General features: G+C 69.9%; 23 protein-coding genes and 1 pseudogene. 9 read left to right on the top strand and 15 right to left on the bottom strand.

What is annotated here, in order from left to right; genetic code table 11:
* Nucleotides 1–6: 6 nt before the first annotated feature.
* The 3 genes and pseudogenes from ABZ656_RS21065 to ABZ656_RS21075 form a co-directional block, all read right to left on the bottom strand.
* The gene (locus tag ABZ656_RS21065; protein ID WP_360269760.1) at nt 7–1,047 is read right to left on the bottom strand and encodes an NAD(P)-dependent alcohol dehydrogenase; all 1,041 of its coding nucleotides are present in this window, start codon (nt 1,045–1,047) and stop codon (nt 7–9) included.
* 34 nt (nt 1,048–1,081) lie between these two features.
* Nucleotides 1,082–1,873: an SDR family NAD(P)-dependent oxidoreductase gene (locus ABZ656_RS21070; RefSeq protein WP_101403757.1), complete on the bottom strand. Its 792-nt coding sequence runs from the start codon at nt 1,871–1,873 to the stop codon at nt 1,082–1,084.
* Nucleotides 1,874–2,130: 257 nt separating this feature from the next.
* Nucleotides 2,131–2,721: pseudogene (locus ABZ656_RS21075) on the bottom strand (helix-turn-helix domain-containing protein); the annotation flags it as partial.
* A gap of 201 nt (nt 2,722–2,922) precedes the next feature.
* Between ABZ656_RS21075 and ABZ656_RS21080 the strand changes: the two are divergent.
* From ABZ656_RS21080 to ABZ656_RS21095, 4 genes are all read left to right on the top strand, one after another.
* Nucleotides 2,923–4,293, top strand: coding sequence for an extracellular solute-binding protein (locus ABZ656_RS21080; RefSeq protein ID WP_360269762.1), 1,371 nt, complete (start codon nt 2,923–2,925; stop codon nt 4,291–4,293).
* Nucleotides 4,290–5,153, top strand: coding sequence for a sugar ABC transporter permease (locus tag ABZ656_RS21085; RefSeq protein ID WP_360269764.1), 864 nt, complete (start codon nt 4,290–4,292; stop codon nt 5,151–5,153). The genes ABZ656_RS21080 and ABZ656_RS21085 overlap by 4 nt, the downstream gene beginning before the upstream one ends.
* Nucleotide 5,154: 1 nt before the next feature.
* On the top strand, nt 5,155–6,000 hold the full coding sequence (locus tag ABZ656_RS21090; RefSeq protein ID WP_101400724.1) for a carbohydrate ABC transporter permease: 846 nt from the start codon (nt 5,155–5,157) through the stop codon (nt 5,998–6,000).
* 133 nt (nt 6,001–6,133) lie between these two features.
* Nucleotides 6,134–6,847 carry a helix-turn-helix transcriptional regulator gene (locus ABZ656_RS21095; protein ID WP_360269780.1) on the top strand — a complete coding sequence of 238 codons (714 nt, stop codon included), beginning with the start codon at nt 6,134–6,136 and terminating at the stop codon, nt 6,845–6,847.
* A 235-nt stretch (nt 6,848–7,082) separates the two neighbouring features.
* Here the strand turns inward: ABZ656_RS21095 and ABZ656_RS21100 are convergent, their stop codons facing one another.
* On the bottom strand, nt 7,083–8,108 hold the full coding sequence (locus tag ABZ656_RS21100; RefSeq protein WP_101400722.1) for an ATP-dependent 6-phosphofructokinase: 1,026 nt from the start codon (nt 8,106–8,108) through the stop codon (nt 7,083–7,085).
* Between the two features lie 218 nt (nt 8,109–8,326).
* On the opposite strand from ABZ656_RS21100, the gene pta reads away from it, so the two are divergent.
* The 3 genes from pta to pyk all read left to right on the top strand — a co-directional run bounded on the left by pta (nt 8,327) and on the right by pyk (nt 13,213).
* Entirely contained in the window at nt 8,327–10,405 is a 2,079-nt protein-coding gene (gene pta / locus ABZ656_RS21105; protein WP_101400721.1) for a phosphate acetyltransferase, read from the top strand.
* A 35-nt stretch (nt 10,406–10,440) separates the two neighbouring features.
* On the top strand, nt 10,441–11,658 hold the full coding sequence (locus ABZ656_RS21110) for an acetate kinase (protein ID WP_101403755.1): 1,218 nt from the start codon (nt 10,441–10,443) through the stop codon (nt 11,656–11,658).
* 121 nt (nt 11,659–11,779) lie between these two features.
* Complete coding sequence (gene pyk / locus ABZ656_RS21115; RefSeq protein ID WP_101400720.1) at nt 11,780–13,213, top strand: pyruvate kinase; 1,434 nt, start codon at nt 11,780–11,782, stop codon at nt 13,211–13,213.
* A gap of 76 nt (nt 13,214–13,289) precedes the next feature.
* Here pyk and ABZ656_RS21120 read toward each other — a convergent pair whose 3' ends face one another.
* From ABZ656_RS21120 to ABZ656_RS21140, 5 genes are all read right to left on the bottom strand, one after another.
* Nucleotides 13,290–13,745: a hypothetical protein gene (locus tag ABZ656_RS21120; protein WP_101400719.1), complete on the bottom strand. Its 456-nt coding sequence runs from the start codon at nt 13,743–13,745 to the stop codon at nt 13,290–13,292.
* Nucleotides 13,746–13,985: 240 nt separating this feature from the next.
* Nucleotides 13,986–15,299 (bottom strand): hypothetical protein, encoded by a 1,314-nt coding sequence (locus ABZ656_RS21125; protein ID WP_101400718.1) that lies wholly within the window; start codon nt 15,297–15,299, stop codon nt 13,986–13,988.
* On the bottom strand, nt 15,289–15,912 hold the full coding sequence (locus tag ABZ656_RS21130; protein ID WP_101400717.1) for a DUF6114 domain-containing protein: 624 nt from the start codon (nt 15,910–15,912) through the stop codon (nt 15,289–15,291). Before ABZ656_RS21130 ends, ABZ656_RS21125 begins: the two co-directional genes overlap by 11 nt.
* 120 nt (nt 15,913–16,032) lie before the next feature.
* Nucleotides 16,033–16,665, bottom strand: coding sequence for a DUF6230 family protein (locus tag ABZ656_RS21135; RefSeq protein WP_067369161.1), 633 nt, complete (start codon nt 16,663–16,665; stop codon nt 16,033–16,035).
* A gap of 659 nt (nt 16,666–17,324) precedes the next feature.
* A complete protein-coding gene (locus ABZ656_RS21140; RefSeq protein WP_101400716.1) occupies nt 17,325–18,302 on the bottom strand; it encodes a tetratricopeptide repeat protein in 978 nt (325 codons plus the stop codon).
* Between the two features lie 278 nt (nt 18,303–18,580).
* Here ABZ656_RS21140 and ABZ656_RS21145 point away from each other — a divergent pair, with 278 nt between their 5' ends.
* Nucleotides 18,581–19,207, top strand: a complete 627-nt coding sequence (locus ABZ656_RS21145; protein WP_101400715.1) for a TetR/AcrR family transcriptional regulator — start codon at nt 18,581–18,583, stop codon at nt 19,205–19,207.
* Nucleotides 19,208–19,342: 135 nt separating this feature from the next.
* On the opposite strand, the gene ABZ656_RS21150 is transcribed toward ABZ656_RS21145, so the two are convergent.
* The 4 genes from ABZ656_RS21150 to ABZ656_RS21165 form a co-directional block, all read right to left on the bottom strand.
* Entirely contained in the window at nt 19,343–21,043 is a 1,701-nt protein-coding gene (locus ABZ656_RS21150; protein ID WP_101400714.1) for a methylmalonyl-CoA mutase family protein, read from the bottom strand.
* A 74-nt stretch (nt 21,044–21,117) separates the two neighbouring features.
* A complete protein-coding gene (locus tag ABZ656_RS21155) occupies nt 21,118–21,456 on the bottom strand; it encodes a DUF3817 domain-containing protein (protein WP_075028953.1) in 339 nt (112 codons plus the stop codon).
* 78 nt (nt 21,457–21,534) lie between these two features.
* Nucleotides 21,535–22,044: a MarR family transcriptional regulator gene (locus ABZ656_RS21160; protein WP_095852549.1), complete on the bottom strand. Its 510-nt coding sequence runs from the start codon at nt 22,042–22,044 to the stop codon at nt 21,535–21,537.
* Nucleotides 22,045–22,055: 11 nt separating this feature from the next.
* Complete coding sequence (locus ABZ656_RS21165) at nt 22,056–23,399, bottom strand: MFS transporter (protein WP_360269770.1); 1,344 nt, start codon at nt 23,397–23,399, stop codon at nt 22,056–22,058.
* Nucleotides 23,400–23,514: 115 nt separating this feature from the next.
* On the opposite strand from ABZ656_RS21165, the gene ABZ656_RS21170 reads away from it, so the two are divergent.
* Nucleotides 23,515–24,501 carry a winged helix-turn-helix domain-containing protein gene (locus ABZ656_RS21170; protein ID WP_101400713.1) on the top strand — a complete coding sequence of 329 codons (987 nt, stop codon included), beginning with the start codon at nt 23,515–23,517 and terminating at the stop codon, nt 24,499–24,501.
* 71 nt (nt 24,502–24,572) lie between these two features.
* Here ABZ656_RS21170 and ABZ656_RS21175 read toward each other — a convergent pair whose 3' ends face one another.
* Together ABZ656_RS21175 and ABZ656_RS21180 are read right to left on the bottom strand one after the other, a co-directional pair.
* On the bottom strand, nt 24,573–25,208 hold the full coding sequence (locus tag ABZ656_RS21175) for a TetR/AcrR family transcriptional regulator (protein WP_101400712.1): 636 nt from the start codon (nt 25,206–25,208) through the stop codon (nt 24,573–24,575).
* A complete protein-coding gene (locus tag ABZ656_RS21180; protein ID WP_101403753.1) occupies nt 25,205–25,861 on the bottom strand; it encodes a DUF4166 domain-containing protein in 657 nt (218 codons plus the stop codon). The genes ABZ656_RS21175 and ABZ656_RS21180 overlap by 4 nt, the downstream gene beginning before the upstream one ends.
* Nucleotide 25,862: the final 1 nt, after the last annotated feature.

Raw genomic sequence — 25,862 nt, forward strand, 5'->3', positions numbered from 1 at the left:
GGGGCGTCAGCCGTTCGGCAGGATCACGGCGCGGCCCTTCACCTTCCCGGCGTGCAGCCGCTCGTACGCGAGGGGTGCCTCGTCGAGGGAGTACGTCTCGGTGTGCACGGAGACGGCGCCGGTGCGGGCGAGGTCGAGGACCTCGATCAGCTCGCCGCGGGAGCCCCAGTAGGGGGCGTGGACCGACACCTCGAAGGGCAGCGCGCCGAAGCCGACGGGCAGGGCACCCCCGCCGATCCCGACGATGCTGATCTCGCCCTCCACCGCGGCGAGCGCCCCCGCGGTCCGCACGGTCGGCTCCGCGCCGACGAAGTCGAACACGGCCTGGGCACCGATGCCGCCGGTGAGTTCCCGTACCTTCGCCGCGGCCCCGGCGTCGGACAGGACGGTCTCGTGCGCCCCGACGCTCCGGGCGAGCGTGAGCTTGTCCTCGCTGACGTCGAGGGCGACCACCCGCGCCGCGGTCATCGCCCGCAGCAACTGGATGGCGACATGACCGAGTCCGCCCGTACCGATGACGACGGCGGTGGAACCGGGCAGCAGCTTGGGCAGTGCACGCTTGATCGCGTGGTACGGGGTCAGCCCGGCGTCCGTGAGGGGCACGGCGGCGACCGGGTCGAGACCGTCGAGCGGTACGAGGTGACGGGCGTCGTCGACGATCAGGTACTCGGCCATCGCACCGGGCGCGCCGAGCCCCGGCGGGCGGATGCCGAGCTCGTCGGCGCGCAGACAGTAGTTCTCCTTGCCCTCGGCGCACTTGGCGCAGAGGCCGCAGCCCCACGGCCCGTACACGGCGACCGGATCGCCTTCCTTCAGCCCGCTCACCCCGTCGCCGAGCGCGGCGACCGTGCCCGCGCCCTCGTGCCCCAGGGTCAGCGGCAGCGCGTAGGGGAAATTCTCGGCGGGCCAGCTCATCACGGCGATGTCCGAGTGGCAGACGCCCGCCGCGGAGACCTTCAACAGGACCTGTCCGGGGCCGGGTTCGGGATCGGGGACGGTGACGACCTCGGGGGCGGCGCCGATGGTGCGGTACTGGAGTGCCTTCATTCTTCCAACTCCTTCGAAGGGGTCCGCTGGTGGCTCAGACGGCCGTGTAGGCGCCGTCGACCAGGTGGTAGCTGCCGTGGACGAAGGAGGCACGCTCGGAGAGCAGGAAGGTGATCAGCTCGGCGACCTCCTCGGGGCGGCCGAGGCGGCCGGCCGGGTGCAGCGCGACCAGGCCGTCGTACTGGGCCTGCTCCATCTCCTTCAGCAGTGGGGTGTCGATGAAGCCGGGGCCGACCGCGTTGACGCGGATGCCCTTCGGGGCGTACTCGGCGGCGGCGGTCTTCGTCAGTCCCACCACGCCGTGCTTGGCGGCGACGTACGCGGACGAGCCTGCCGAGGCGACCGAGCCGAGGATCGAGGAGACGTTGACGATCGCGCCGCCCGTGCCCGCCGCCTCGATGGCCGGGAGCTCGTAGCGCAGGGAGTGGAAGACACCGTCGAGGTTCGTGCGCACCACACGGTTGTAGGCGTCGATGTCGTACGCGCCGGTGGGCACGACCGGTCCGCCGACGCCCGCGTTGTTCACGGCGAGGTGCAGGCCTCCGAAGGTGTCGACGGCGAAGGCGACGGCCGCCTCGACGGACTCGGGCCGGGTGACGTCGACCGCGACGGCGGCGGCGTGGATGCCCTCGGCCCGGAGTTCGGCGGCGGCCTTCTCGGCGCCCTCGGCGTTGTGGTCGGCGATGACGACGCCCGCGCCGCCGGCCCCGAGGCGGCGGGCGGTGGCGAGGCCGATGCCGGAGGCGGCGCCGGTGACGAGGGCGGCCTTGCCGGAGAACTCGGTGGAGCAGTCGGGGACGAGGGCGCTGGGGGTGGTGAGGGCCATGTCGCTGATCACTTTCCTGATTCGGGGGTGGCGCGGTGGGAGGCCGCGAGGGCGGCCTCTCCCATCAGGGCGTCGTAGGCCTGCTCCACGAGAGCGGCGAGGTCGACGGCGTCCGGGTCGTGGTGGTCGTCGGAACGGTCGCCGGGGTCCACGCCGGAACGGCCGCCGGGGTCCACGCCGAAACGGCCGCCGGGGTCCACGCCGAAACGGCCGCCGGGGTCCACGCCGGAACGGCCGCCGGGGTCCACGTCGGGGTGGTCCGCCTGTCTGCCGCGTGCCCAGGCGCGCAGCGCGGCGGTGAGGACGCCCGCGGCGGCGTCGACGACGACGGCCGGGCGCAGATCGCGGACGTCGTCGACGGCGAGCCGGTCGGCGATGATGCGGACCGACTCCTCCTGGGCGTCGACCCGGATGCGCTCGTACGCGGCGAACAACGCGGGTTCGGTGTCGACGAGGGCGAGCAGCGCGCGCATGCGCGGCCGTATGTGCGAGGCCGGGTTCTCCCGGTCGGCGAGCCAGTCGGCGACGGCCCTGCGGTAGGCGAGGAGCGGGGGTTCGTCGGCGGGCCGGGCCCGCAGGAGGGCGTTGATGCGGTCCCCGTCGCCGCGGACGAAGTCGAGGGCGGCGTCCTCCTTGCCCACGAAGTGGCGGCTGAAGGTGCGGCGGGTGACGTCGGCGCGGTCGGCGACGGCCCCGACGGTGACGTCCGCGAGGCCGCGCTCCAGGATCAGGTCGAGCGCGGCGGCGGCCAGTGCGTTGCGGGTCTGCCGGGCCTTGCGCTGCCGACGGTCCTCGGCTCCGTCCTGAGCCGGGACGGGGCCGGGAAAGGTGTCCTCGTTGACCTTCATGCTCCCGACCGTACCCCACAGATGTCCCAGTGGGACATGAGACCCGGTGAGACTCATGTCCCACTGGGACATCACGGGCCCATCTCGGTGAACGCCGCAAGGTCACGAGCCGCTGCAAGGTCATTGACGTGGACTAGTCCACGCTCTTACGTTCACCGGGCAGACAACTCGGCCACCAATGACGTCGGCCAGTAGGAGGTCGTGCCCGTGCGCCCCACCGCCGCCCCGCTACTCCTCGCCACTCTGCTCACCGCGACCGCGCTCAGCGCCTGCGGATCGGGCTCCGGAAGCGATCCGGACACCGTGAAGGTCTCCTTCAAGCAGTCCACGGACAACTCGATCCGCGTCATGGACACCTACTTGGGGGAGATGAAGAAGGAGTTCGAGAAGGCCAACCCCGGCAAGAAGGTCGAACTCGTCCCGATCAAGGCCCCGGACTCCGAGTACTACACCAAGCTCCAGCAGATGCTGAGATCTCCCAAGACGGCTCCCGACCTGGTCTACGAGGACACCTTCCTCATCAACTCGGACATCACGAGCGGGTACTTGAAGCCCCTCGACCCCTACCTCGACAAGTGGCCGGACTGGAACCAGTTCATCGACACGGCGAAGTCGGCCGCGAAGGCACAGGACGGGAAGACGTACGGCGTCCCGGACGGCACGGACACCCGGGGCCTCTGGTTCGACAAGGGCATCTTCAAGAAGGCGGGCCTGCCCGCCGACTGGCAGCCGAAGACATGGGACGAGGTGCTGGCCGCCGCACGCACCATCAAGGCGAAGGTCCCCGGCGTCACCCCGCTCAACGTCTACACGGGCAAGCCGGCGGGCGAGGCGGCCACCATGCAGGGCTTCGAGATGCTGCTGTACGGGACGGGTGACGGAGCGTCGGACCCCCTGTACGACACGGCGTCGAAGAAGTGGATCGCGGGCAGCCAGGCCTTCAAGGACGCGCTCACCTTCGTGCACACGGTCTACAAGGAGAAGCTGGGCCCCGACGTCTCGGACGCCCTGGACCCGAACTTCCCCACGAACGTCCGCGGTGAACTGATGCCCAAGGGCAAGCTCGGCATCAACCTGGACGGCAGCTGGCTCCCGCAGGACTGGCTGAAGGGCGCGGGGCACGAGTGGCCCGAGTGGTCGCAGAAACTCGGCCTCGCCTACATGCCGACGCAATCCGGCCAGGCCCCCGGCAGGGTGAGCATGTCCGGCGGCTGGACCTGGTCGATCCCCGCCAAGGCGTCCAACCCGGACCTCGCCTTCAAGTTCATCGAGACGATGCAGACCAAGGCGAACGCGCAGAAGTGGTACATAGCCAACTCCGGCATCGCGGTGCGCAAGGACGTGGCCTCCGACCCCGGATACGTGAAGGCGCAGCCCGGCATCAAGTTCTTCACGGACCTGGTCGCGAGCACGCACTACCGCCCCGCGTACCCGGCCTATCCCAAGGTCTCGACGGCCGTCCAGGAGGCCATGGAGGGCGTGACGACGGGTGACAGCTCGGTCGACAAGGCGGCGAGCGCGTACGACGAGGAACTGAAGACGGCCACCGACAACCAGGTGATCAGGAAGTGAGGCTGCGCCGCACCCTGACCCGCGCCCTCCCCCTCACCCCCGCCGTCGCCCTCCTGCTCCTCTTCCTGGCGGGCCCGATCGCGTACTGCGCGTACATCGCCTTCACCGACCTCCAGCTCACCGGCCAGGCGCACTCGTCCTTCGTCGGCTTCGAGAACTTCCGGGCGGCGTTCAAGGACGACGCGTTCCTGAACGCGGTCTGGCTGACGCTGGTGTTCACGGTCCTGTCGTCACTGGTCGGCCAGAACACACTGGGCCTGGCGCTGGCTTCGCTGATGCAGCGGGCGTCGAAGCCGGTGCGGACGGTCGTGGGCGGGATCGTGATCACGGCGTGGGTGCTGCCGGAGGTGGTGGCGGGGTTCCTGCTGTACGCGTTCTTCCGACGGGAAGGCACGCTGAACGCGATCCTGGACCGGCTCCACCTCCCCACCCAGAACTGGCTGTTCACGCTGCCGATCCTGGCGGTGTCGTTCGCGAACGTCTGGCGGGGGACGGCCTTCTCCATGCTGGTGTACTCGGCGGCCCTGAACGAGATACCGAAGGAGATCACCGAGGCGGCGGAGGTGGACGGGGCGGGTGGCTGGCGCCGTATGTGGCACATCACGCTGCCGATGATCCGCCGCTCGATCGGCACGAACCTGATGCTCAACACCCTTCAGACGCTGTCGGTGTTCGGGCTGATCTGGGTGATGACGAGGGGCGGCCCGGGGAACAGGAGCCAGACGCTGCCGCTCTTCATGTACGAGCAGGCCTTCCAGAAGAGCATGATCGGATACGGCACCGCGGTGGCGCTGCTCCTGCTGGTGGTCGGCTCGCTGTTCTCGCTGGTGTACATGCGGCTGCTGCGGACGGAGGTGTGACATGCCGGTCCGTACGACACTGAGGTCCCGCCGCACCGGCCGCCGGCTGGCCGCCGACGCGGGCCTGCTGGCGGTGGCCGCCGCCTTCGCCCTCCCCCTCGCCTGGGTGGTCCTGTCGGCCCTCGACCCGCACGCGGGCCTCAGGGTGAAGGTTCCGGACGGCCTCACGCTGGACAACTTCGACGCGGTCCTGAAACCGGACATCACCTACACACCGCTGCTCAACAGTCTGATCCTGTGCGGGGGCGGGACGCTGCTCACGGTGGTGTGCGCGGCGCTGGCCGCGTATCCGTTGTCGCGGTTCCGCTCGCGCCTGAACCGCCCCTTCCTGCTGACAATCCTCTTCGCGACGTGCCTGCCGATCACGGCGATCATGGTCCCGGTGTACGCGTTGTTCGTACGGGTGAACCTCATCGACACCGTGCAGGGCACCATCTTCTTCTTCGCCGCGTCCCAACTCCCCTTTGCCATCTGGCTGATGAAGAACTTCATGGACGGCGTGCCGAAGGAACTGGAGGAGGCGGCGTGGACGGACGGGGCGTCGTCGCTCCAGTCCCTGGTACGGATCGTGCTGCCACTGATGGGGCCGGGGGTCGCGGTGGTGACGGTCTTCTCGTTCGTGATGATGTGGGGGAACTTCTTCGTCCCGTTCATGCTCCTGCTGACACCGGACCAGATGCCGGCGTCCGTGAGCATCAACGACTTCTTCGGAAATCGGGGGACGGTGGTCTACGGGCAGCTGGCCGCGTTCTCGGTCATCTACTCGACGCCCGTGATCCTGCTGTACGTGCTGGTGTCCAGGCGGCTGGGCGGGGGGTTCGCGTTGGGCGGCGCCGTCAAGGGGTGAGAGCCGGGCCGGTCCCGCCGGGGTGCCTGGTGACCGCGACGGGAAGGGGCGGCGAGGGCAACACCGTATGTTCGTACGATCCGTGATTGTGGCCGAACAGACCGTAGTCACCACCGCCCCGGCCCCATATTTTGTGCGCGTGCAGCGACCGCAAGCCCATCAGCCCACTCCGCCCTTCAACGCTCCGGCCGCCCGCAGACTGCGGGCTGCCCTCGGCATGGGCCCCGAGCACGTCGCGTACGGAATGCGAGCCTCGTACGGGCTGCCGTACGTCACCCCCGACCTCGTCGCGGCCTGGGAGAGAGGTACGACCACCCCCAGCGGTCCCGAACTCACCGCGCTGGCGGGCGTGTTGTGGTGCTCACCGGGTGAACTCATCGGCGCACCAAGGACGTTGCGTGAGCACCGGGTGTCACGCGGGCTGGCCCAGGAGGACATCGCCCGTACCGTCGGCCTCGAACTCCTCGCCTACCAGCGGATGGAGGAGGCCGACGAGTGGCGCGGCAACGACCGGCAGTCGGTCGCCCTCGCCGACACCCTCGAACTGTCGCTGCGGGACTTCATCACCGTCACCGGACGCGACGGCAAGCTGGCCGAGCTGCTGCGCAGCGCGGTGACGACGCGCTGGCAGGCGTACGTCCGTCCGCTCGGGAAGATGATCCCGCTGGACCGGCGCCTCCTGGAGGACGTCCTCCAGGAGATGCACACCGAGTACCAGGGGCAGATGGTCGTCACGCTCAGCTGGAGCGGCGGAGCGGCCGCCGCAGACGCCGACGACTCCGGCCGCGACTTCCTCGACCGGATCGTCGACCACTTCTGGGCGATGCTCCAGAGAAGTACGTGCTGAGTCCGCTCGAACCGAACCCGTACGACCCCAGGCCGTACGACGACCCGGCCGTACGGCCTAGGTGCTGTCGTCAAATTCCCGTCGTCCGCCCGGAGTGGCGGGCCCTGTGGCGTCAGGTGCGTGCTCTCGGCGTGCCGGGCACAGGCCTTCGTACTGGACGTACTTGGGTCTGTGCCTGGTGCGGTGAGAGTGCGTGCATGGCGTCGCGGGGCAGACGGGAATTTGACGACAGGGCCTAGAACACCGACTCCGCCTCGTCCATCCGGTCCTTCGGCACCGTCTTCAGCTCCGTGACCGCCTCCGCCAGCGGCACCATCAGCACATCCGTGCCGCGCAGCGCCGTCATCCGCCCGAAGTCGCCCCGGTGCGCCGCCTCCACCGCGTGCCAGCCGAACCGCGTGGCGAGCACCCGGTCGTACGCGGTCGGGGTGCCGCCCCGCTGCACATGGCCGAGGATGACCGGCTTGGCCTCCTTGCCGAGGCGCCGCTCCAGCTCGTACGCCAGCGCCGTACCGATGCCCTGGAAGCGCTCGTGGCCGAACTGGTCGATGGCGCCGTGGCCGTAGTCCATGGTGCCCTCGACGGGGTGGGCGCCCTCGGCGACGCAGATGACCGCGAACTTCTTGCCGCGGGCGAAGCGCTCCTCGACCATCGCCATCACGTCGTTCGGGTCGAAGGGGCGCTCGGGCAGGCAGATGCCGTGGGCGCCGGCCGCCATGCCGGACTCCAGGGCGATCCAGCCCGCGTGCCGGCCCATGACCTCGACGACCATCACGCGCTGGTGGGACTCGGCGGTGGTCTTGAGGCGGTCCATGGCCTCCGTGGCCACACCTACCGCGGTGTCGAATCCGAAGGTGCGGTCCGTCGACGAGATGTCGTTGTCGATCGTCTTCGGGACACCGACCACCGGCAGCCCCGCGTCCGACAGCATCCGGGCGGCCGTCAGCGTGCCCTCGCCGCCGATCGGGATCAGCACGTCGATGCCGAACTCGCGGGCCATGTCCTGCGCGTTCTCGCAGGCCTCGCGGAGCCGGTCGCGCTGCAGTCGCGAGGAGCCGAGAATGGTGCCGCCACGGGCGAGGATGCCGCTGACCGCGTTGAGGTCGAGGGTGCGGTAGCGGCCGTCGAGCAAGCCCGCGTAGCCGTCCTCGAAACCGATGACCTCGTCCCCGAAATTGGTGACCGCTCGGTGCACGACCGACCGGATCACGGCGTTCAGGCCCGGGCAGTCGCCGCCTGCGGTGAGAACTCCGATACGCATCGTGCTGTGTCTCCTGCTCGCTGCTGGTACGTGTGAGCCGGTCCGATTGTTTCATGAGCCGAAGGGCACCGACGATTCCTTCCTCCCCACCAGGCCGTTTGTCCTGGCGGGCGCCCTATCTACCCTCAGAGGTATTGTCAAGAGGGTTCCGCTCACCCCAGTGGGCCATTTTTCCGAGCCCCGAAACCACCCAGCGCCGCAACGGATGGAGAGCACGCGTGACCCGCAGCGTCTACGTGACCGGGATCGACCGCGGCGACGGCCGCCAGGTCGTCGAGCTGGGGGTCATGGAGCTCCTGACTCGGCAGGTCGACCGGGTGGGCGTCTTCCGTCCACTCGTCCACGACGGCCCGGACCGGCTCTTCGAGCTGCTGCGCGCCCGCTACCGGCTGTCCCAGGACCCGGCGAGCGTGTACGGAATGGACTACCACGAGGCGTCCACGCTCCAGGCCGAGCAGGGCGCGGACGAGCTGGTCTCCACCCTCGTCGACCGGTTCCACCTCGTCGCCCGCGACTACGACGTCGTCCTCGTCCTGGGCACCGACTTCGCCGACACCCAGTTCCCGGACGAGCTGGCGCTGAACGCGCGGCTCGCGAACGAGTTCGGCGCCTCCGTGATCCCCGTGGTCGGCGGACGCGGGCAGACCGCCGAGTCCGTGCGCGCCGAGACGCGCAACGCCTACCGCGCGTACGACGGTCTGGGCTGCGACGTCCTCGCCATGGTCGTGAACCGGGTGGCCCCGGCCGACCGCGCCGAGATCAGCGAGCGGATCGACCACCGTCTGCCCGTCCCCTGTTACGTCCTGCCCGACGAGCCCGCCCTCTCCGCGCCCACCGTCGCGCAGATCACCCATGCCCTCGGTGGCAAGGTGCTCCTCGGCGACGACGCGGGCCTCGCCCGGGACGCGCTCGACTTCGTCTTCGGCGGCGCGATGCTGCCGACCTTCCTGAACGCCCTGACCCCGGGATGTCTCGTGGTCACCCCGGGCGACCGCGCCGACCTGGTCGTCGGCTCGCTCGCCGCGCACAGCGCCGGTACCCCGCCCATAGCCGGCGTGCTCCTCACCCTGAACGAGCGGCCCAGCGACGAGGTCCTCACCCTCGCGGCCCGTCTCGCCCCCGGCACCCCGGTGATCTCGGTGGCCGGGAACTCCTTCCCCACCGCGGCCGAACTCTTCTCCCTGGAGGGGAAGTTGAACGCCGCCACCCCCCGCAAGGCGGAGACCGCCCTCGGCCTCTTCGAGCGGTACGTCGACACCAGCGACCTCCTCAGGCGTGTCTCCGCGCCGAGCAGCGACCGCCTCACCCCGATGATGTTCGAGCACAAGCTCCTCGAACAGGCCCGTTCCGACAAGCGCCGCGTCGTGCTCCCCGAGGGCACCGAGGCCCGCGTCCTGCACGCCGCCGAGGTGCTGCTGCGCCGTGGCGTGTGCGAGCTGACGCTGCTCGGTCCTGTCGACCAGATCCGCAAGAAGGCCGCCGACCTCGGCATCGACCTGGGCGGCTGCCAGCTGATCGACCCGGTCACCTCCGAGCTGCGCGAGCGCTTCGCCGAGAAGTACGCCGTCCTGCGCGCCCACAAGGGCGTCACCGTCGAGCTGGCGTACGACGTCGTCGCCGACGTGAACTACTTCGGGACGCTGATGGTGCAGGAGGGGCTCGCCGACGGAATGGTCTCCGGCTCCGTGCACTCCACCGCCGCGACCATCCGGCCCGCCTTCGAGATCATCAAGACCAAGCCGGACACCAAGATCGTCTCGTCCGTCTTCTTCATGTGCCTCGCCGACAAGGTCCTCGTCTACGGCGACTGCGCCGTGAACCCCGACCCGAACGCCGAGCAGCTCTGCGACATCGCCATCCAGTCGGCCGCCACCGCCGAGCAGTTCGGCGTGGAGCCCCGGATCGCGATGCTGTCGTACTCGACGGGTACGTCGGGGTCGGGTGCCGACGTCGACAAGGTGCGCGAGGCCACCGACCTGGTGCGACTGCGTCGCGACGACCTGAAGATCGAGGGGCCGATCCAGTACGACGCCGCGGTCGAGCCGACCGTCGCGGCGACCAAGCTGCCGGAATCCGAGGTCGCCGGGCAGGCCTCCGTGCTGATCTTCCCCGACCTCAACACCGGCAACAACACCTACAAGGCCGTACAGCGCTCGGCCGGCGCGATCGCCGTAGGCCCGGTCCTGCAGGGTCTGCGCAAGCCCGTCAACGACCTGTCCCGCGGCGCGCTGGTACAGGACATTGTCAACACGGTCGCGATCACGGCGATCCAGGCCCAGACTCCGAGCAGGGCATGACCACCACCGTCCTCCACCCAGAAGGCACCCCCGCAGTGACCGCCACCCGCGTCCTCGTCCTCAACTCCGGCTCCTCGTCGGTGAAGTACCAGCTGCTCGACATGCGCGACAGCAGCCGTCTCGCCATGGGCCTCGTCGAGCGCATCGGCGAGGGCACCTCCCGGCTGAAGCACACGGCGCTCACCACGGGCGAGACCCGCGAGACGATCGGCCCCATCGCCGACCACGCCGCCGCGCTCAAGGCCGTCGCCGAGGAGCTGGCCAAGGACGGCCTCGGCCTGGACTCCCCCGAACTGGCCGCGATCGGCCACCGGGTGGTGCACGGCGGGAAGCAGTTCACCGAGCCCACGATCGTCGACGAGGCCGTGCTCGCCGAGATCGAGCGGCTGATCCCGGTCGCCCCGCTGCACAACCCGGCGAATCTGATCGGTATCCGTACGGCCCGGGCGCTGCGCCCCGACCTGCCGCAGGTCGCCGTCTTCGACACCGCCTTCCACACGACGATGCCGGAGTCGGCGGCGCGCTACGCGATCGACGTGAAGACCGCCGACGAGTACCGCATCCGGCGCTACGGCTTCCACGGCACCTCGCACGCGTATGTGTCCCGGGCGACGGCCGAGCTCCTGGGCAAGGCCCCCGAGGACGTGAACGTCATCGTGCTGCACCTCGGCAACGGCGCGTCCGCCTCCGCCGTACGGGGCGGCCGATGCGTGGACACCTCCATGGGGCTCACGCCGCTGGAGGGACTGGTCATGGGTACGCGGTCGGGCGACGTGGATCCCGCGGTCATCTTCCATTTGACGCGTGTTGGCGGGATGTCCACGGACGAGATCGACACTTTGCTGAACAAGAAGAGCGGCCTGATCGGTCTGTGCGGCGACAACGACATGCGGGAGATCCGTCGCCGTGTCGACGAGGGTGACGAGCAGGCGCGGCTCGCCTTCGACATCTACATCCACCGCCTGAAGAAGTACATCGGCGCCTACTACGCGGTACTGGGCCGGGTGGACGCGATCGCCTTCACCGCCGGAGTGGGCGAGAACGCCGCTCCGGTGCGCGAGGCCGCGGTGGCCGGCCTGGAGGAACTCGGCCTGGCGGTCGACGCCGACCTGAACGCGGCTCGAGGGGACGGGCCCAGACTCGTCTCCCCCGAGGGCGCACGGGTCGCGGTCGCCGTGGTGCCGACCGACGAGGAACTGGAGATCGCCACGCAGACCTACGCACTCGTGGGCGCGTCCCACGACCTCATCTGAGCGGCACCACGCCACCTCGAACGGGCGGCACCGTGCCACCTCACCTGAGCGGCAGCGCGCCCCTTTGTATCTTCCGCCAGACGGAATATTCCGTAGCGAAACAAACCGATAGGATCGCCCTATGCGCCGTTCGAAAATCGTCTGTACTCTCGGCCCCGCGGTCGACTCCCACGAGCAGCTCGTCGCGCTGATCGAAGCCGGCATGAACGTGGCCCGCTTCAACTTCAGCCACGGCACGCAGGCCGAGCACCAGGGCCGCTACGACCGGGTCCGGGCCGCCGCGGCCGAGACCGGCAAGGCCGTCGGTGTCCTCGCCGACCTGCAGGGCCCGAAGATCCGCCTGGAGACCTTCGCCGAGGGACCCGTCGAGCTGGTGCGCGGTGACGAGTTCACCATCACCACCGAGGACGTGCCCGGCGACAAGCACATCTGCGGCACGACCTACAAGGGCCTGCCCGGTGACGTCTCCAAGGGCGACCCGATCCTCATCAACGACGGCAACGTCGAGCTGAAGGTCGTCGAGGTCGACGGTGCCCGGGTCAAGACGGTCGTCATCGAGGGTGGTGTGATCTCGGACCACAAGGGCATCAACCTGCCCGGCACGGCCGTGAACGTGCCGGCGCTGTCCGAGAAGGACGTCGAGGACCTGCGCTTCGCGCTGCAGATGGGCTGCGACATGGTCGCCCTGTCCTTCGTGCGTGACGCGGGCGACGTGAACGACGTGCACAAGGTGATGGACGAGGAGGGCCGCCGGGTCCCCGTCATCGCCAAGGTCGAGAAGCCGCAGGCGGTCGAGAACATGGAGGCCGTCGTCGCGGCGTTCGACGCCGTCATGGTGGCCCGTGGTGACCTGGCCGTCGAGTACCCGCTCGAGAAGGTCCCGATGGTGCAGAAGCGCCTCGTGGAACTGTGCCGCCGCAACGCCAAGCCGGTGATCGTCGCGACCCAGATGATGGAGTCGATGATCACCAACTCCCGCCCGACCCGCGCGGAGGCCTCCGACGTCGCCAACGCGATCCTCGACGGCGCGGACGCGGTCATGCTGTCGGCCGAGTCGAGCGTGGGCGCGTACCCGATCGAGACGGTCAAGACGATGTCGAAGATCGTCGTGGCGGCGGAGGAAGAGCTCCTCTCCAAGGGTCTGCAGCCCCTGGTCCCCGGCAAGAAGCCGCGCACGCAGGGTGGTTCGGTCGCCCGCGCCGCCTGCGAGATCGCCGACTTCCTCGGCGGCAAGGGCCTGGTCGCCTTCACCAAGTCCGGTGACACCGCCCGCCGGCTCTCCCGCTACCGCGCGACCCAGCCGATCCTGGCCTTCACCACCGACGAGGGCACCCGCAACCAGCTCGCGCTGAGCTGGGGCGTCGAGTCGCACGTCGTGCCGTTCGTGAAGAGCACCGACGAGATGGTCGACCTCGTCGACCACGAGCTCCAGAAGCTCAAGCGGTTCAACGACGGCGACATCGTCGTGATGACCGCCGGCTCGCCCCCCGGCGTCCCCGGCACCACCAACATGGTCCGGGTGCACCACCTGGGCGAGAGCGGCCGCACCGCCTGACCCGCGGCCCCCGTACGCCACTGAGGGCGCCTCCTGCGACAGGGGGCGCCCTCGGTGTTCGATGATCACGGGCGGTTCACGGCAGCACGCCGGCCAACCGCTGATACGCCTCGAACTCGCTCCACCGCGGATGATCCGCAAGGAGCGGGGCCAGGGCGCGCGGGGGCGCGAGCAGCCGCCGGATCATCCGGAGCGAGCGCATCTGCGCACGCTCCAGCTCACGCCACCGCGGGGCGAGCCCGGCTGCCTCCTGCGGGCTCATCGGCATGGCGTCCAGCGCTCGTTCGAGCACGGGTCCGGGACCGAACAAGGGGACGCCCTCACGCGGACCCGCCTGCTCCAGCAGCCAGGACCTGAGCCAAAGGTCGCGCAACAGCCATTCGTTGTGCTGTGTGCCGGTCGCGCGCCCGGCGGCCGCCAGCAGGGCCGGCCAGGCCTCGGCGATCGCCCGCCACTGCTCGTCGGTCACCCCGGCCGGGTCCGCCTGGATGCGGGCGGCGAACTGCTGAGCCGCGGCCGTCCACTGGCTCACGGTCCCATCGGCGCCGTCCGTGCCCGACGCCGACCAGCGACGCGCGTGCGCGTCCAGGTCGAGCCGGTCCAGCCCGTCGAAGAGGCCATTCGTCAGAACATCACCCCCGCTGCCGAGAACGCTTCCCTGCCGAGCTGTTGCGCTCCGTTCAGGACTGTGGCCCGGCCCTCCGCGTGAGCGGAGGAACCGGGCCACAGTCCTGTGTGCGGCTCCCGAACGGGTCTTGGTCGTGACCGGCCGTCAGCCGGTCACGTACTGGTGCAGCCCGGGTATGGTCAGCGTGCCGCCGAACTGGCCCGCCTGTACGACCTTCACCTTGGTGAAGTAGATCAGCGGTATGTTCAGCGGCGGCGGGTTGTCCGGGCTGAACGTGATCGGGATCAGGCCGAGCAGGTTGCCGGAGATGCTTTCGGTGTACATCACCGTCTTGCCGTCACGGATGGTGGACGTCGTACCGCTGCCGGCCTGCACGTGGTACGTCTTGCCGGACTGCGTGTCGTTCACCGTCTGGTGCAGGTCGCCGATGTCGGTGCCGTCGGAGATGACGTACTTCAGGACCTTCTTGACGGTGCCGTTGGCGGTCTTCACCTTCACGATGCCCTGGTAGTCCGCGCCCTTGAGGAGCAGCGAACTGGCGTTCAGGTACCAGGGGTCGTCGGGCAGGGTCACCGGGTTGTCGACGCCGCCCTCGGCGTCGGTGGCGACCGGGCAGTCCGCCGCGCTGGTGGTGGAGCTCGCGGACGGGCTGGGGGACGAGGTGGCCGCGACGGTCGCGTCCTTGAGCGCCTTGGTGGTGTCCTCGGCCGCCTTGGTCGCCGTGTCGGTCGTGTCCTTCACGGTGTTCTTGACCGTGTCGGCGACCTTGCCGGTGGTGTCCTTGACCGTGTCGGACGTGGTCTTGTCGCCGGTGTCCTTGGTCGCGCTCGCCGAGGCGGACGCGGAGGCCGACGGCGTGGGGCTCGCGGTGGTGCTCGCCGTGGAGTCGCTGCCGCCGGTGAAGATACCCGTGATCGCGTCGCCGATGGTGCCCAGCAGGTCGCCCCCGCCGCTCGCGGACGCCGACGGGGTCGCCGTCGCCGCGGTGCCGCCGCCACTGCTCTGCGCCGACTTGCTCGCGGACGGCGTCGGCGTGGACCCGGCCTTGTCGTCGGAACCTGAATCCGACGAAGAGGTCTTGTCCGGCGACGAGGACGCGCTGGCCGAGGGGGTCGGCTCCGGCTTGTCGGTGGACGCGGAGGCGCTCGCCGAGGAAGAGGAGGACGCCGAAGGGGTCGGGCTGGCCGACGTGTCCTTGCCGTCCACGGCCTCGACGCACTTCTGGTACTCGTCGGCCGTCAGGCTCTTGGCGGGCGAGTGGTCGTCGGCCTGGGCGAGTGTCGGCGTGAACCCCATCCCCATGAGGACCGCGGTCGGCATCGCCGCGATGGCGACGGCCTTGCCCGCGGGCACGTGGAACCTGGTGAACAGCGGCTTCCTCGGGGCCGCGTGGCGCGGCCCGGTTCTCACCCGGGACTCGTCCACCTCGGTCCCGCGGATCACCTCGTCAGCCGGCACTGTGCCTCCCGTTCGCCCCGTAGGCGGAGCTCATTCCTGACAGGTCCTTCGGCTCGCCCGACTCGTCGGCGACCGCGGGGCCCGCGCTGTCGGCACCGTGCTGGATGCCCGTGGACTCCGGGCTCTGCGGCAGGTGCGGGGTGTTCGGGGTGGTGCCGAGGGCGTCCGGGGCGCCGCCCTCACTCTTGTGCGCCGGCGCACCCTGTTCCTCGCCGGGCTCACCAGGAACCCAGGAGACCGCCATCGCGCCGCCGGTCATGGCGAAGAGGAAGCCGATGAGGAAGCCACCGAGGTTGGACACCGGAATGGAGACCAGCGCGAGCAGGATCGCGGCGACCCCGGCGAAGGTCCGTACGTGCTTCTGGAACCAGAGACTGATGCCCAGGACCCAGAGCAGCACGCCGATGATCAGGGAGCCGGCGCCGGCGGTGGTGGACATCGCCAGCGTCAGATGGCCGATCTGGAGGTTCGCGTACGGGAAGTAGGCGATGGGGAAGCCGCCGAGCAGGATGAACAAGCCGGCCCAGAACGGGCGATCGCCCCTCCAGGTACGGAAGTTCCGCCGGAAGACTTGGAGATAGTGCTCGCTCTGCCCGGGTGACTCGGCGCTCATGGAAACGGCTCCCTGGAACGGCTTTACTGTGTGACGTACGCGCTTGAGTAGTTCACGTACTGCGGGAAAAGGTGGGGCGGGCGGGGCAGCTGCCGGCTCCCCCGCCCGCCCCTGGAGTGCCTAGTAGCACTCCTTGACGCCCTTGGACAGCGACATCTTCAGGCCGCTGAGCTTGAACGTACCGGCGGTGGTCGCCCACGCCGTCTGCTTCACATCGGTCAGGTCGGCCGAGTCGGCCTGCTGGGCGAATCCGTACGGGTTCGCCTGGTCACCCTTGGCAATGCCGGGACCCTTGCTGGCGTCCTTGGCCGCAACACCGATGTCGATGTTGTGGAACACCGCGTCGGCCTGCAGGTCCTCGACGTCGATGTACAGGTTCTCGGCCTGGACCGGCGTGCCACCGCCGCCCGCCTTCAGGACCAGACTGACCGATCCGAGCAGCGGGATGTTCGGGGTGACCACGGACTGGCACATGTTGGTGATCGACGCGGACTTGAACGCCGAGACCGCGACGGGGTGAGCCGTCTTCTGACCGTCGAGGGTGTACCCCGAGTCGATGGCTCCGTACTGCGAGAAGCCTTCTCCGTGGAGCGAGTCCGCCGTCACCTTGAACGACTGACCCGAAACACTGAACGACGCGGCGAGAGCGCCCTGCGCGAGGGCGACACCTATCGCTGCCGTGGCGGCCACGCTGGGCACCATCACGACCGCGAACCGCTTCCATCTGGTCCCGCCACGCACCTGGGACTCCATATTTCCTCCTTCTCGGACGTACATCTCCTGGTCCTGACTGACCCAATGTCGGCGGCTCAGCCGGGCAGGGATGGGAGAAGTGCTACGTCCTCGGGAAGGAGAGCGCCCGTACTCGTCGAGCGCCAACTGCGCCCGACATCACCGGCGATCACCCCCGAGCGACAACCACTGGTCGCGCCTGACACGCATCACGCACAACCTGCTGGACAGGCTCCGCCGAACGGCAGAGACCCCCCTGTCCAAGGGCCGGCGCCACTGCCGCCGCCCCTACTCGGTGGGGACCCTGAAAACCCCTTGACCCGATTGGTTGTCGGGGTAGGGGGAATGGACCGAGCGTCGCCGATCGTGGTGCATTCTCGCCGCCCGCACAAGGGGGTTCGTTACTGGCTAGTAACGGCCGGATAACCGAACAACGACCCGGCGGTATCGGTCGACAACTCTGGGTGGCACCAAGGGGGACGCCAAAACAGTTGATCCATGGACAGAATCCGACAGATCAACGCCCCTGACTTACTCCAAGTAACAGCGGCCGCGTTTACCAAGTTTTGGTAAAGCGCGGCCACCTGCCGCTCTCTCGGCAAATCTTTCACCTGGGCATCACACGCCCCGGCGTTTAGGAACAGGTCAGCACACCGGGCGGAACCCGGTCCGGGAGTCGATCAGAACAGCGCTCTCGCCAGCGCCCGGCGCGCCGCGATCACCCGCGGATCGTCGCCGCCCACGACCTCGAAGAGCTCCAACAGCCTCAGCCGTACGGCATCCCGGTCGTCACCCGCCGTGCGCTGCACCGTGTCGATGAGCCGCCCGAACGCGTCTTCGACGTGCCCGCCCACCAGGTCGAGGTCCGCGGCCGCGATCTGCGCCGGTACGTCCTTGGGCTTCTCGGCCGCGTCCTTGCGCACCTGGAGCGGGTCGGCGCCCTGCACTCGCTGCAACAACTCGGCCTGCGCGAGGCCGAGCCTGGCCTCCGTGTTGCCCGGGTCGTCGCTCAGCACGTTCTTGTAGGCCTGTACGGCACCCCCGAAGTCACCCGCGTCCAGGGCCTGTACGGCGGCCTCCAGGAGCGCGTCGTAGGGCCCTGCCGGCACCTCGTGCACCGCCGGGGCGCTGCCGGGCTCGGCGTCGGGGTCGACGGTCAGGCCGGTGAGGCCGAAGCGCTGCTCGGCGACCTCGACGAGCTGGTCGAGGGTCCCGCGGATCTGCGCCTCTCCGGCCGCACCCTGGAAGAGCGGCAGTGCCTGCCCCGCCACGACGGCGAACACGGCCGGGATCCCCTGGATCCCGAACTGCTGCATCAACATCTGGTTGGCGTCGACGTCGACCTTGGCAAGGACGAACCGTCCGTTGTACTCGACGGCCAGCCGTTCGAGCACCGGGCTCAGTTGCTTACAGGGCTCGCACCACTCGGCCCAGAAGTCGATGACGACCGGAACCTCGGTGGACCGCTGAAGGACATCGCGCTCGAATCCCGCTTCGTCGACATCGATGACGAGGCCGGCGGGAGACACGGCCCCGCCTCCGCCGCCCTGCCTGGCCGCTTCGGCGCGCGCCTGCTCCGCCTTCGCCTTGGCCTCCTGGGCCGCCTTCACCGCGGCGAGGTCGACGACTCCGCTCATGGACATGTTCCGTGGCTGCATGAGTACATCCTCCCCCTTCCTCGCGCACGTGTGAAAAGCGCTGTGAAAGCCGGGCCGCTTTACGACGCGACCCGACTCGATCCGTGCTGTCGGGCACCGGGTCCCCACCCGGCGCCAGTGGTTGCCACCCGTCCACGAGTCACCGTGTACGAGCTTTCGCTACGGCTCGTAGCGTAACTGTCCGGCGGCTCCCCTGTCCGCCATACCCCGGTGATCTCCCTCACGACTTCACACAACCGCCTGATTTGGCCGCCCGGGGCGGCGGATAGGGTCCTGACATGCAGAGTCGCACCACCACCCCCCGCACGGGACGCCCGCGCAGCGCTGCCGCGGACGCCGCGATCCTGAAGGCGACGCGGGCGGCTCTGGTCGAACTGGGCTGGTCCAAACTGACGTTGGGGGACGTGGCGACGCGGGCCGGGGTCGCCAAGACGACCCTCTACCGTCGCTGGGCGGGCAAGAACGAGCTCGTGGTCGACGCGGTGGCCGTCCTCTTCGACGAACTGGAACTCCCCGACCGCGGGAGCCTCGCCGCCGACATCGAGGGCGTGGTGCTTCAGTTCGCGGCACTCCTGAACCGTCCCGAGACCGCGACGGCCCTGATGGCGGTGGTGGCCGAGTCAACCCGTGACGAGCCGCTGCGCGAACGCATCCGCACGTCCATCGTCGACCGCCAGAAGCGGCTCGTCGTGGAGGGGCGGGCCCGCGCCACCGCGCGCGGCGAGCTCCCTGCGGAGTCCGACCCCGAGGTCGCCGCGCGTACGGCGGACCTCATCTTCGACGTGGTCGCCGGGGCGGTGGTGCATCGCACTCTCGTCAGCGCGGAGCCGGCGGACGAGGAGTGGGTCCGCGCGTTCACCCAAATGCTTCTCCTGGGCCTGACCGGCACGACACCCACCACCTGACCCGACTCTCCTCGCCGTCAAACGCCGGACGGGCCGAGGCTTTCAGGGGCGCGGGGAACTGCGCGACAGGCCCCCACGCACCCGCGGACAAAGGACTCCGCCCGGCCGGGGCGTCCGGGGCGGAGCCCCGGGGAGTCAGAAGCCTGCCGGCTCCGTGTACACGCCCCACTCGTCCCGGAGCACGTCGCAGATCTCGCCGAGCGTGGCCTCGGCCCGCACCGCATCCAGCATGGGCACGATCATGTTCGACCCGTCCCGCGCGGCGGCAAGCATCGCGTCCAGCGCGGCCCGTACGCGCGCGTCGTCGCGCCCGTCCCGCCGCACTCCCAACTCCCTTACCTGCTCCCGCTCCACTTCGTGACTGACCCGCAGGATCTCCAGATCCCCGGTCACGGACCCGTGATGGACGTTCACGCCCACCACGCGCTTGTCACCTTTCTCCAACGACCGCTGGTACTGGAACGCCGACTCGGCGATCTCCCCGGTGAACCAGCCGTCCTCGATGCCCCGAAGGATGCCGGAGGTGATGGGACCGATCGGGTGCTGCCCGTCGGGATGCGCCCGCAGCCCCCGCTCCTTGATCTGCTCGAAGATCTTCTCCGCGTCGGCCTCGATCCGGTCGGTGAGCTGCTCGACGTACCAGGAACCGCCCAGTGGGTCGGCGACGTTGGCGACGCCGGTCTCCTCCATCAGCACCTGCTGCGTCCGCAGGGCGATCTCCGCGGCCTGCTCGGACGGCAGCGCGAGCGTCTCGTCCAGCGCGTTGGTGTGGAGGGAGTTCGTGCCGCCGAGAACCGCCGCGAGCGCCTCCACCGCCGTACGGACGACGTTGTTGTACGGCTGCTGCGCCGTCAGCGAGACACCCGCGGTCTGGGTGTGGAAGCGCAGCCACTGCGCCTTCTCCGACTTCGCGCCGTACACGTCCCGCATCCACCGCGCCCAGATCCGCCGCGCCGCCCGGAACTTGGCGATCTCCTCGAAGAAGTCGAGGTGCGCGTCGAAGAAGAAGGAGAGGCCGGGGGCGAAGACGTCCACGTCCAGGCCGCGCGAGAGCCCCAGTTCGACGTAGCCGAACCCGTCCGCGAGCGTGTACGCCAGCTCCTGCGCGGCCGTGGAACCGGCCTCCCGGATGTGGTAACCGGAGACGGACAGCGGCTTGTAGGCGGGGATCTTCGCGGCGCAGTGCTCCATCAGGTCGCCGATGAGGCGCAGGTGCGGCTCGGGCTGGAAGAGCCACTCCTTCTGGGCGATGTACTCCTTGAAGATGTCGGTCTGGAGAGTGCCGTTCAGGACGGACGGGTCGATGCCCTGCCGTTCCGCCGCGACCAGGTACATGCAGAAGACGGGTACGGCCGGTCCGCTGATCGTCATCGATGTCGTGACGTCACCCAGCGGGATGTCCTTGAACAGGACCTCCATGTCGGCCGCGGAGTCGATCGCGACCCCGCAGTGCCCGACCTCGCCGAGGGAGCGCGGATCGTCGGAATCGCGCCCCATGAGCGTCGGCATGTCGAAGGCGACCGACAGTCCGCCGCCGCCCGCGGCGAGGATCATCTTGTAGCGCTCGTTCGTCTGCTCCGCGTTCCCGAACCCGGCGAACTGGCGGATCGTCCACGTACGCCCTCGGTAGCCGGTCGGGTACAGCCCGCGGGTGAAGGGGTACTCGCCGGGCCAGCCGATCCGCTCGAAGCCGTCGTACCTGTCCCCCGGCCGCGGCCCGTACACCGGCTCCACCGGATCGCCGGAGAGCGTGGTGAAGTCGGCCTCACGCTTGCGCGAGGTGTCGTACCGGGCCTGCCAGCGGCGGCGGCCCTCTTCGATGGCGTCAGCGTCCATGCTTCGAATTTACTAGGACGTCCTACTAAATGTCGATGGCAAACCGCCACGGACCACTCCCGTGGCGGTAAGCGTTACGCCTTGACGACCGCCGGAGAGTCCTCCGCGACCTTCGACTCCAGCTCCTGGGTGATCTTCCGCTCCACGAAGAACGCGGCCGTCGGAATGGTCCCCGCGAGCAGCACCCACAGCTGCTTGCCGACCGGCCACTTCGCCTTGGAACCCAGGTCGAAGGCAAAGACCAGGTAGACGACGTAGAGCCAGCCGTGCGCGATGGCGACGACGCGCGTGAAGTCCACGGCACCGTTCATGTGGAACACATACTTGGCGATCACACCGAGGGTCAGCAGGACCAGCAGCACACCGGTGACGTAGGCCATCACGCGGTAGCGGGTCAGCACGCTCTTCTTCATGGGGATGAGCGTAACGACCCCATTTGCGCGATCTACGAGCACCCCCGCTCCGGCGCGCCTCTTTTCTCTGTTCCTCGTCTATTCCTCGTCGAAGTCGCTCGCGGCGATGCGCAGGGGCCGCAGCATCGCGAAGATCTCCGCGCACTCCTCGGAGTCGTAGGCCCCGAGCCCGAAGTCCATCGCCATCAGGTCGCGGGTCGCCGCGTCGCAGACCTCACGGCCCTTCTCGGTGATGGAGGCGAGCGTGCCGCGCCCGTCGTTGGGGTTGGGCCGCTTGTCGACGAGCCCGGACTTCACCAGCCGGTCCACGGTGTTCGTGACGGAGGTCGGGTGCACCATGAGGCGCTCGCCGATCTTGGACATCGGGAGCTCGCCGGCCTTGGAGAAGGTGAGCAGGACCAGTGCCTCGTAGCGCGCGAAGGTGAGTCCGTACGGCTTGACGACCGCGTCGACCTCGGCGAGCAGGATCTGGTGCGCGCGCATGATCGAGGTGATCGCGGCCATGGACGGCACGGATCCCCAGCGCTGCTTCCAGAGTTCGTCGGCGCGAGCGATGGGATCGAAGGCAAGACTGAGCGGCTTCGGCACGGCATAAGACCTTACCCGCCGGTCATATGCTGGTCAGCACTGTCTCGCCTTTCGGTCCCCGAGCCCTCTGCGGCGGGGGTCGCGGCCCCTTCCGTACGCCGCGCCTCCACCGCCAGCAGTACGCAGCAGAGGGTGCCGAGCAGCCCCGCGCCCGCGACCGTCGCCCGCACTCCGGCGAACTCCGCCGCCACCCCCGACAACGCCATCCCCACCCCCTGGACGGTCATCAGCCCGGCGGTGTTCAGGGTCATCGCCCGCCCTCGCAGCTCCTCGGGCACGGCCCGCACGAACCACTGGTCCAGGCCGAGCGAGTACGCGGATCCGGTGCCCGCGAGCAGCAGCAGGACCAGCGACCAGCCGAGGTCCGGCCGCAGGACGTAGCCGACGTACGGCAGCAGGGTGACGCAGACGAGCGGGAGGGCGAGCCGGGTGCGGGTCGCGGGCCGCAGCCTCGAACCCGCGTACAGCTCCCCCGCGATCGTGCCGACCGGCAGGGCGCACATCAGCAGGCCGAGCCCGGCCGATCCGGCGCCGAGCCCGTCGGCGTAGGGCGCGGCCAGCGCCTCCGGCGCGACGGCGAACATCGGCGGCACCCAGAACAGCAGGAGCAGGGCCCGTACGCGCCGGTCGGCGAGGATCCGGCGGGTTCCGTGCAGCGAGTCCCGCACCAGCGCGCCACCGTCACGGGCCCGCGCGGGCCGTCGCCGGGTACCGAAGCGCAGCAGCGTGGCGGAGGTCAGAAAGGTGCACACCGTGATGAGCAGCGCGCCGCGCGGTGACACGACGGTGAGCAGCACGCCGCCGAGCCCGAACCCGGCGAGCAGCGCGCCCTGCGAGACGATCCGCAGCAGGGAGCGGCCCAGTACGAACAGGTCGCCGTCGCCGAGGACATCGGTCAGCGTCGCCGTCCGCGCCCCCTGGAAGAGCGGTGAGACGACGGCGAGCGCGCAGCGCATGGCCAGCAGTACGGCGATGGGCGCGCCCGGCACCACCATGACGGCCACGCAGCCCGCGCACGCGAGGTCGCACACCACGAGGACCCGGCGGGCCGGGAAGCGGTCCGCGGCGCCGGCGAGGAGGGTGCCGCCGACGAGGTACGGGAGGAAGCCGAGCGCGAACGTCAGGGCGCTCATCAGGGGCGAGCCGGTCAGGTCGTAGACCAGGACGGACAGGGCGAGCTCGCTGACCACGAGCCCGAGCAGCGAGCACGCGTGGGCGGCGAAGACGGCGCGGAACTCTCTCACGGCGAAGACACGGCCGTAGCCCGTGGCTCCGGGCACGTTCGGTGAGGTGCTCGACGGGGCGTCGGGTGGCTCGGGCAGCGTCGTCGCGCCCTTCATCTCGGCTTCCGGCATGGGCAACAGCGTGCTCATCCGTCGGCCCGGGCCGTAGAGTTTCGGCTTCAGCCGAATCTTCAGGTCAGATCTTCAGGCCGAATCCTCAGGCCGAATCCCCAGGGGGTGCCGTTCCTTGCCTTCTCTTCTGCACTTCGGGGAGGACGACCTCCTCAACTGCCGATTCGCGGTGTCGCCCCTGTGGGAGACGCAGGAGGCGGTCCGCACGCTCAACCGTCCCGCGCGGCACGGCTACCACGCGCACTGGCTGCGCCGTATCCGCGCGGCCGCCGCCGGACTCGACCTCGCACCGCTGTGGCTGCTGATGCCGCAGCGCGGCTACTGCCCCGACTGGCTCTGCCCGCCCCCGATCGGTCCGGCGGCCACCTTCGAGGAGGAGATCGCCGCGGTCCGCGCGGCCGACCCCGAGGGGGCCCGCGAGGAGGCCGCGAGGTCGCTCGCGGACACTCCAGGCGCCCTCGAATCGTCCCGAGGCCGGGCGCTGTTGAAGGACCCGGCGCGCATGGTCCAGGAGCTGGCCGACCTGATGGAGACGGCCTGGCACGCGCTCGTCGAGCCGGACTGGCCGCGGCTGCGCGCCCTGCTGGAGGCGGACATCGCGTTCCACTCGCGGCGGCTCGCGGAGGTCGGTCTGGGCGGGCTGCTGCCGGAGATAGACCGTCGGTTCGGCTGGCGCTCCCACACGCTGACCATCGAGTGGAAGGGCCGGCACGAGCGGGACCTCGCGGGCCAGGGCCTGATTCTGGTGCCCAGCGTCTTCATCTGGCCGGAGGTGGTCAGTTCCTTCGATCCCCCCTGGCAGCCCACGCTCGCCTACCCCGCCCGCGGCATCGGCGGCCTGTGGGCCGAACCGACGGACCACACTCCCGACGCCCTCGTGCGACTCCTCGGACGGGGCAGGGCCACCGTCCTCACGGCCCTGGACGAGCCCACCACCACAACAGCCCTCGCCCACCGCCTCCGCCTCGCTCCGTCGTCCGTGTCCGCCCATCTCACGGTCCTGCGCGCCGGAGGCCTCCTCACCTCACGCCGCTACGGCCACCAGGTCCTGTACGAGCGCACCCCCCTGGGGACGGCACTCACATCGGCTCCGGAGCGATAGCCCTCCGACGCCCGAGGCGAAGCCGTTCGGACCGGAGGGGCGCCAGGGGGCGGGGCTGAAGAAAGCGTCGGTCAGTTGTGGGGGGTGTGGCGGCGCAGGTGGTGGCGGATGGCTCGTTGGGCGACCGGGCCGAGGGTGTCGAGGGCGGTGACCAGGACGGCCAGTTGTTCCAGGGCGTCGAGGGCGGCCCGGGAACCCTCGGGGTCGACCCCCTCGTACAGCTCGATGCCGACGAAGGACGCGGCGACGGCACGCGCCAGCCCGGCGGGATCGGCGAACTCGCCGAGGGGGGTCGGCGCGAGGACCCGGACCAGGACCCGCTCGATCTCGGTGATCCACAGGTCCAGCCCCGCCGAGGTCGCGGGCGCCAGACGCGCGTCCGTCTGCGCCCCGGCGAGGAGCTGCCCCAGGACGGCGACATGCCCCTCGGCCCGCTCCACCTCGTGCATCTCCCGCCCGAACGCGAGGAGTTCCGTCAGCGACCCGACCTCGGCGAGCCGTTCCCGGTAGTTCGCGACCCGCTGCTCCGCCCCGTACCGGACCGCGGCCGACAGCAACTCGTCCACGGACCCGAAGTGGTAGAAGACGAGTGCCTGGTTGACCCCGGCGGTCGCCGCGATCGTACGGGCCGAGGTCTTCGCGATCCCCTGCTCGGTGAGCGTCCGCAGGGCGCCCTCCAGCAGTTTCGCCCGGGTCGCCTCGCTCACGCGCGCGCCTCCTCGCGGACGGGCCGCAGCCCGGGCCGGACCCCGCGGGTACGGACGTCGGTGTACGTCGCCCGGAAGCTGCCCTCGTAGCCGAAGAGCGGACCGAAGTGCCGGTTCACGACCCGGACTTGGATGTGGAAGCGGCCCGTGGAGTCGTCGAAGGACTCGCGTACCTCGGCGTCGGCGCCGATGAGTTCGGGGACGCGGACGTCCACCGGGCCCTCCCGGAAGCGGTGTTCACCGGAGCGGATCAGCAGGGAACCGTCGGGCTCGGCACGGAAGTGCAGGTCGCTGGCGAGGTGCTGATGCGTGCCGAGGTAGTCCAGGACGCGGTCGCCCTCGGGGCTCAGCACCATCTGGGCGTCGAAGCGGCGGGAGCGGCCGGGCAGGTCGAAGGTGCGCACGAAGCTCACCGTCTCACGGCCGAAGGTGTCGGCGTAGGGCACATTCTCGATCATGAAGGGGACGTTCCGGCCCGCACGCGGGACGAGGATGTTGCGGGTGCCGCCGAGGACGAGGAACGGCTTCACGAAGCCCCTCCCGTGCCAGACGCGGTCCATGACGCCGTGGCCGGTGCACACCTCGCCGCCGGCCAGGCCCACGGAGAAGCGCCGCCGCAACTCGGGGTGGAGACGGTCGAAGTCTGCGCCCATC

It is taken from the genome of Streptomyces sp. NPDC007095 (assembly GCF_040634475.1).
Taxonomy (GTDB): domain Bacteria; phylum Actinomycetota; class Actinomycetes; order Streptomycetales; family Streptomycetaceae; genus Streptomyces.

Bases quoted from the DNA above. Each gene is read 5' to 3' on its own strand.
- ABZ656_RS21135 (WP_067369161.1), bottom strand. From the start codon at position 16,665: ATGGAGTCCCAGGTGCGTGGCGGGACCAGATGGAAGCGGTTCGCGGTC.
- ABZ656_RS21140 (WP_101400716.1), bottom strand. From the start codon at position 18,302: ATGCAGCCACGGAACATGTCCATGAGCGGAGTCGTCGACCTCGCCGCG.
- ABZ656_RS21065 (WP_360269760.1), bottom strand. From the start codon at position 1,047: ATGAAGGCACTCCAGTACCGCACCATCGGCGCCGCCCCCGAGGTCGTC.
- ABZ656_RS21145 (WP_101400715.1), top strand. From the start codon at position 18,581: ATGCAGAGTCGCACCACCACCCCCCGCACGGGACGCCCGCGCAGCGCT.
- ABZ656_RS21130 (WP_101400717.1), bottom strand. From the start codon at position 15,912: ATGAGCGCCGAGTCACCCGGGCAGAGCGAGCACTATCTCCAAGTCTTC.
- ABZ656_RS21155 (WP_075028953.1), bottom strand. From the start codon at position 21,456: ATGAAGAAGAGCGTGCTGACCCGCTACCGCGTGATGGCCTACGTCACC.
- ABZ656_RS21180 (WP_101403753.1), bottom strand. From the start codon at position 25,861: ATGGGCGCAGACTTCGACCGTCTCCACCCCGAGTTGCGGCGGCGCTTC.
- ABZ656_RS21165 (WP_360269770.1), bottom strand. From the start codon at position 23,399: ATGCCGGAAGCCGAGATGAAGGGCGCGACGACGCTGCCCGAGCCACCC.
- ABZ656_RS21070 (WP_101403757.1), bottom strand. From the start codon at position 1,873: ATGGCCCTCACCACCCCCAGCGCCCTCGTCCCCGACTGCTCCACCGAG.
- ABZ656_RS21100 (WP_101400722.1), bottom strand. From the start codon at position 8,108: ATGCGTATCGGAGTTCTCACCGCAGGCGGCGACTGCCCGGGCCTGAAC.
- pyk (WP_101400720.1), top strand. From the start codon at position 11,780: ATGCGCCGTTCGAAAATCGTCTGTACTCTCGGCCCCGCGGTCGACTCC.
- ABZ656_RS21090 (WP_101400724.1), top strand. From the start codon at position 5,155: ATGCCGGTCCGTACGACACTGAGGTCCCGCCGCACCGGCCGCCGGCTG.
- ABZ656_RS21150 (WP_101400714.1), bottom strand. From the start codon at position 21,043: ATGGACGCTGACGCCATCGAAGAGGGCCGCCGCCGCTGGCAGGCCCGG.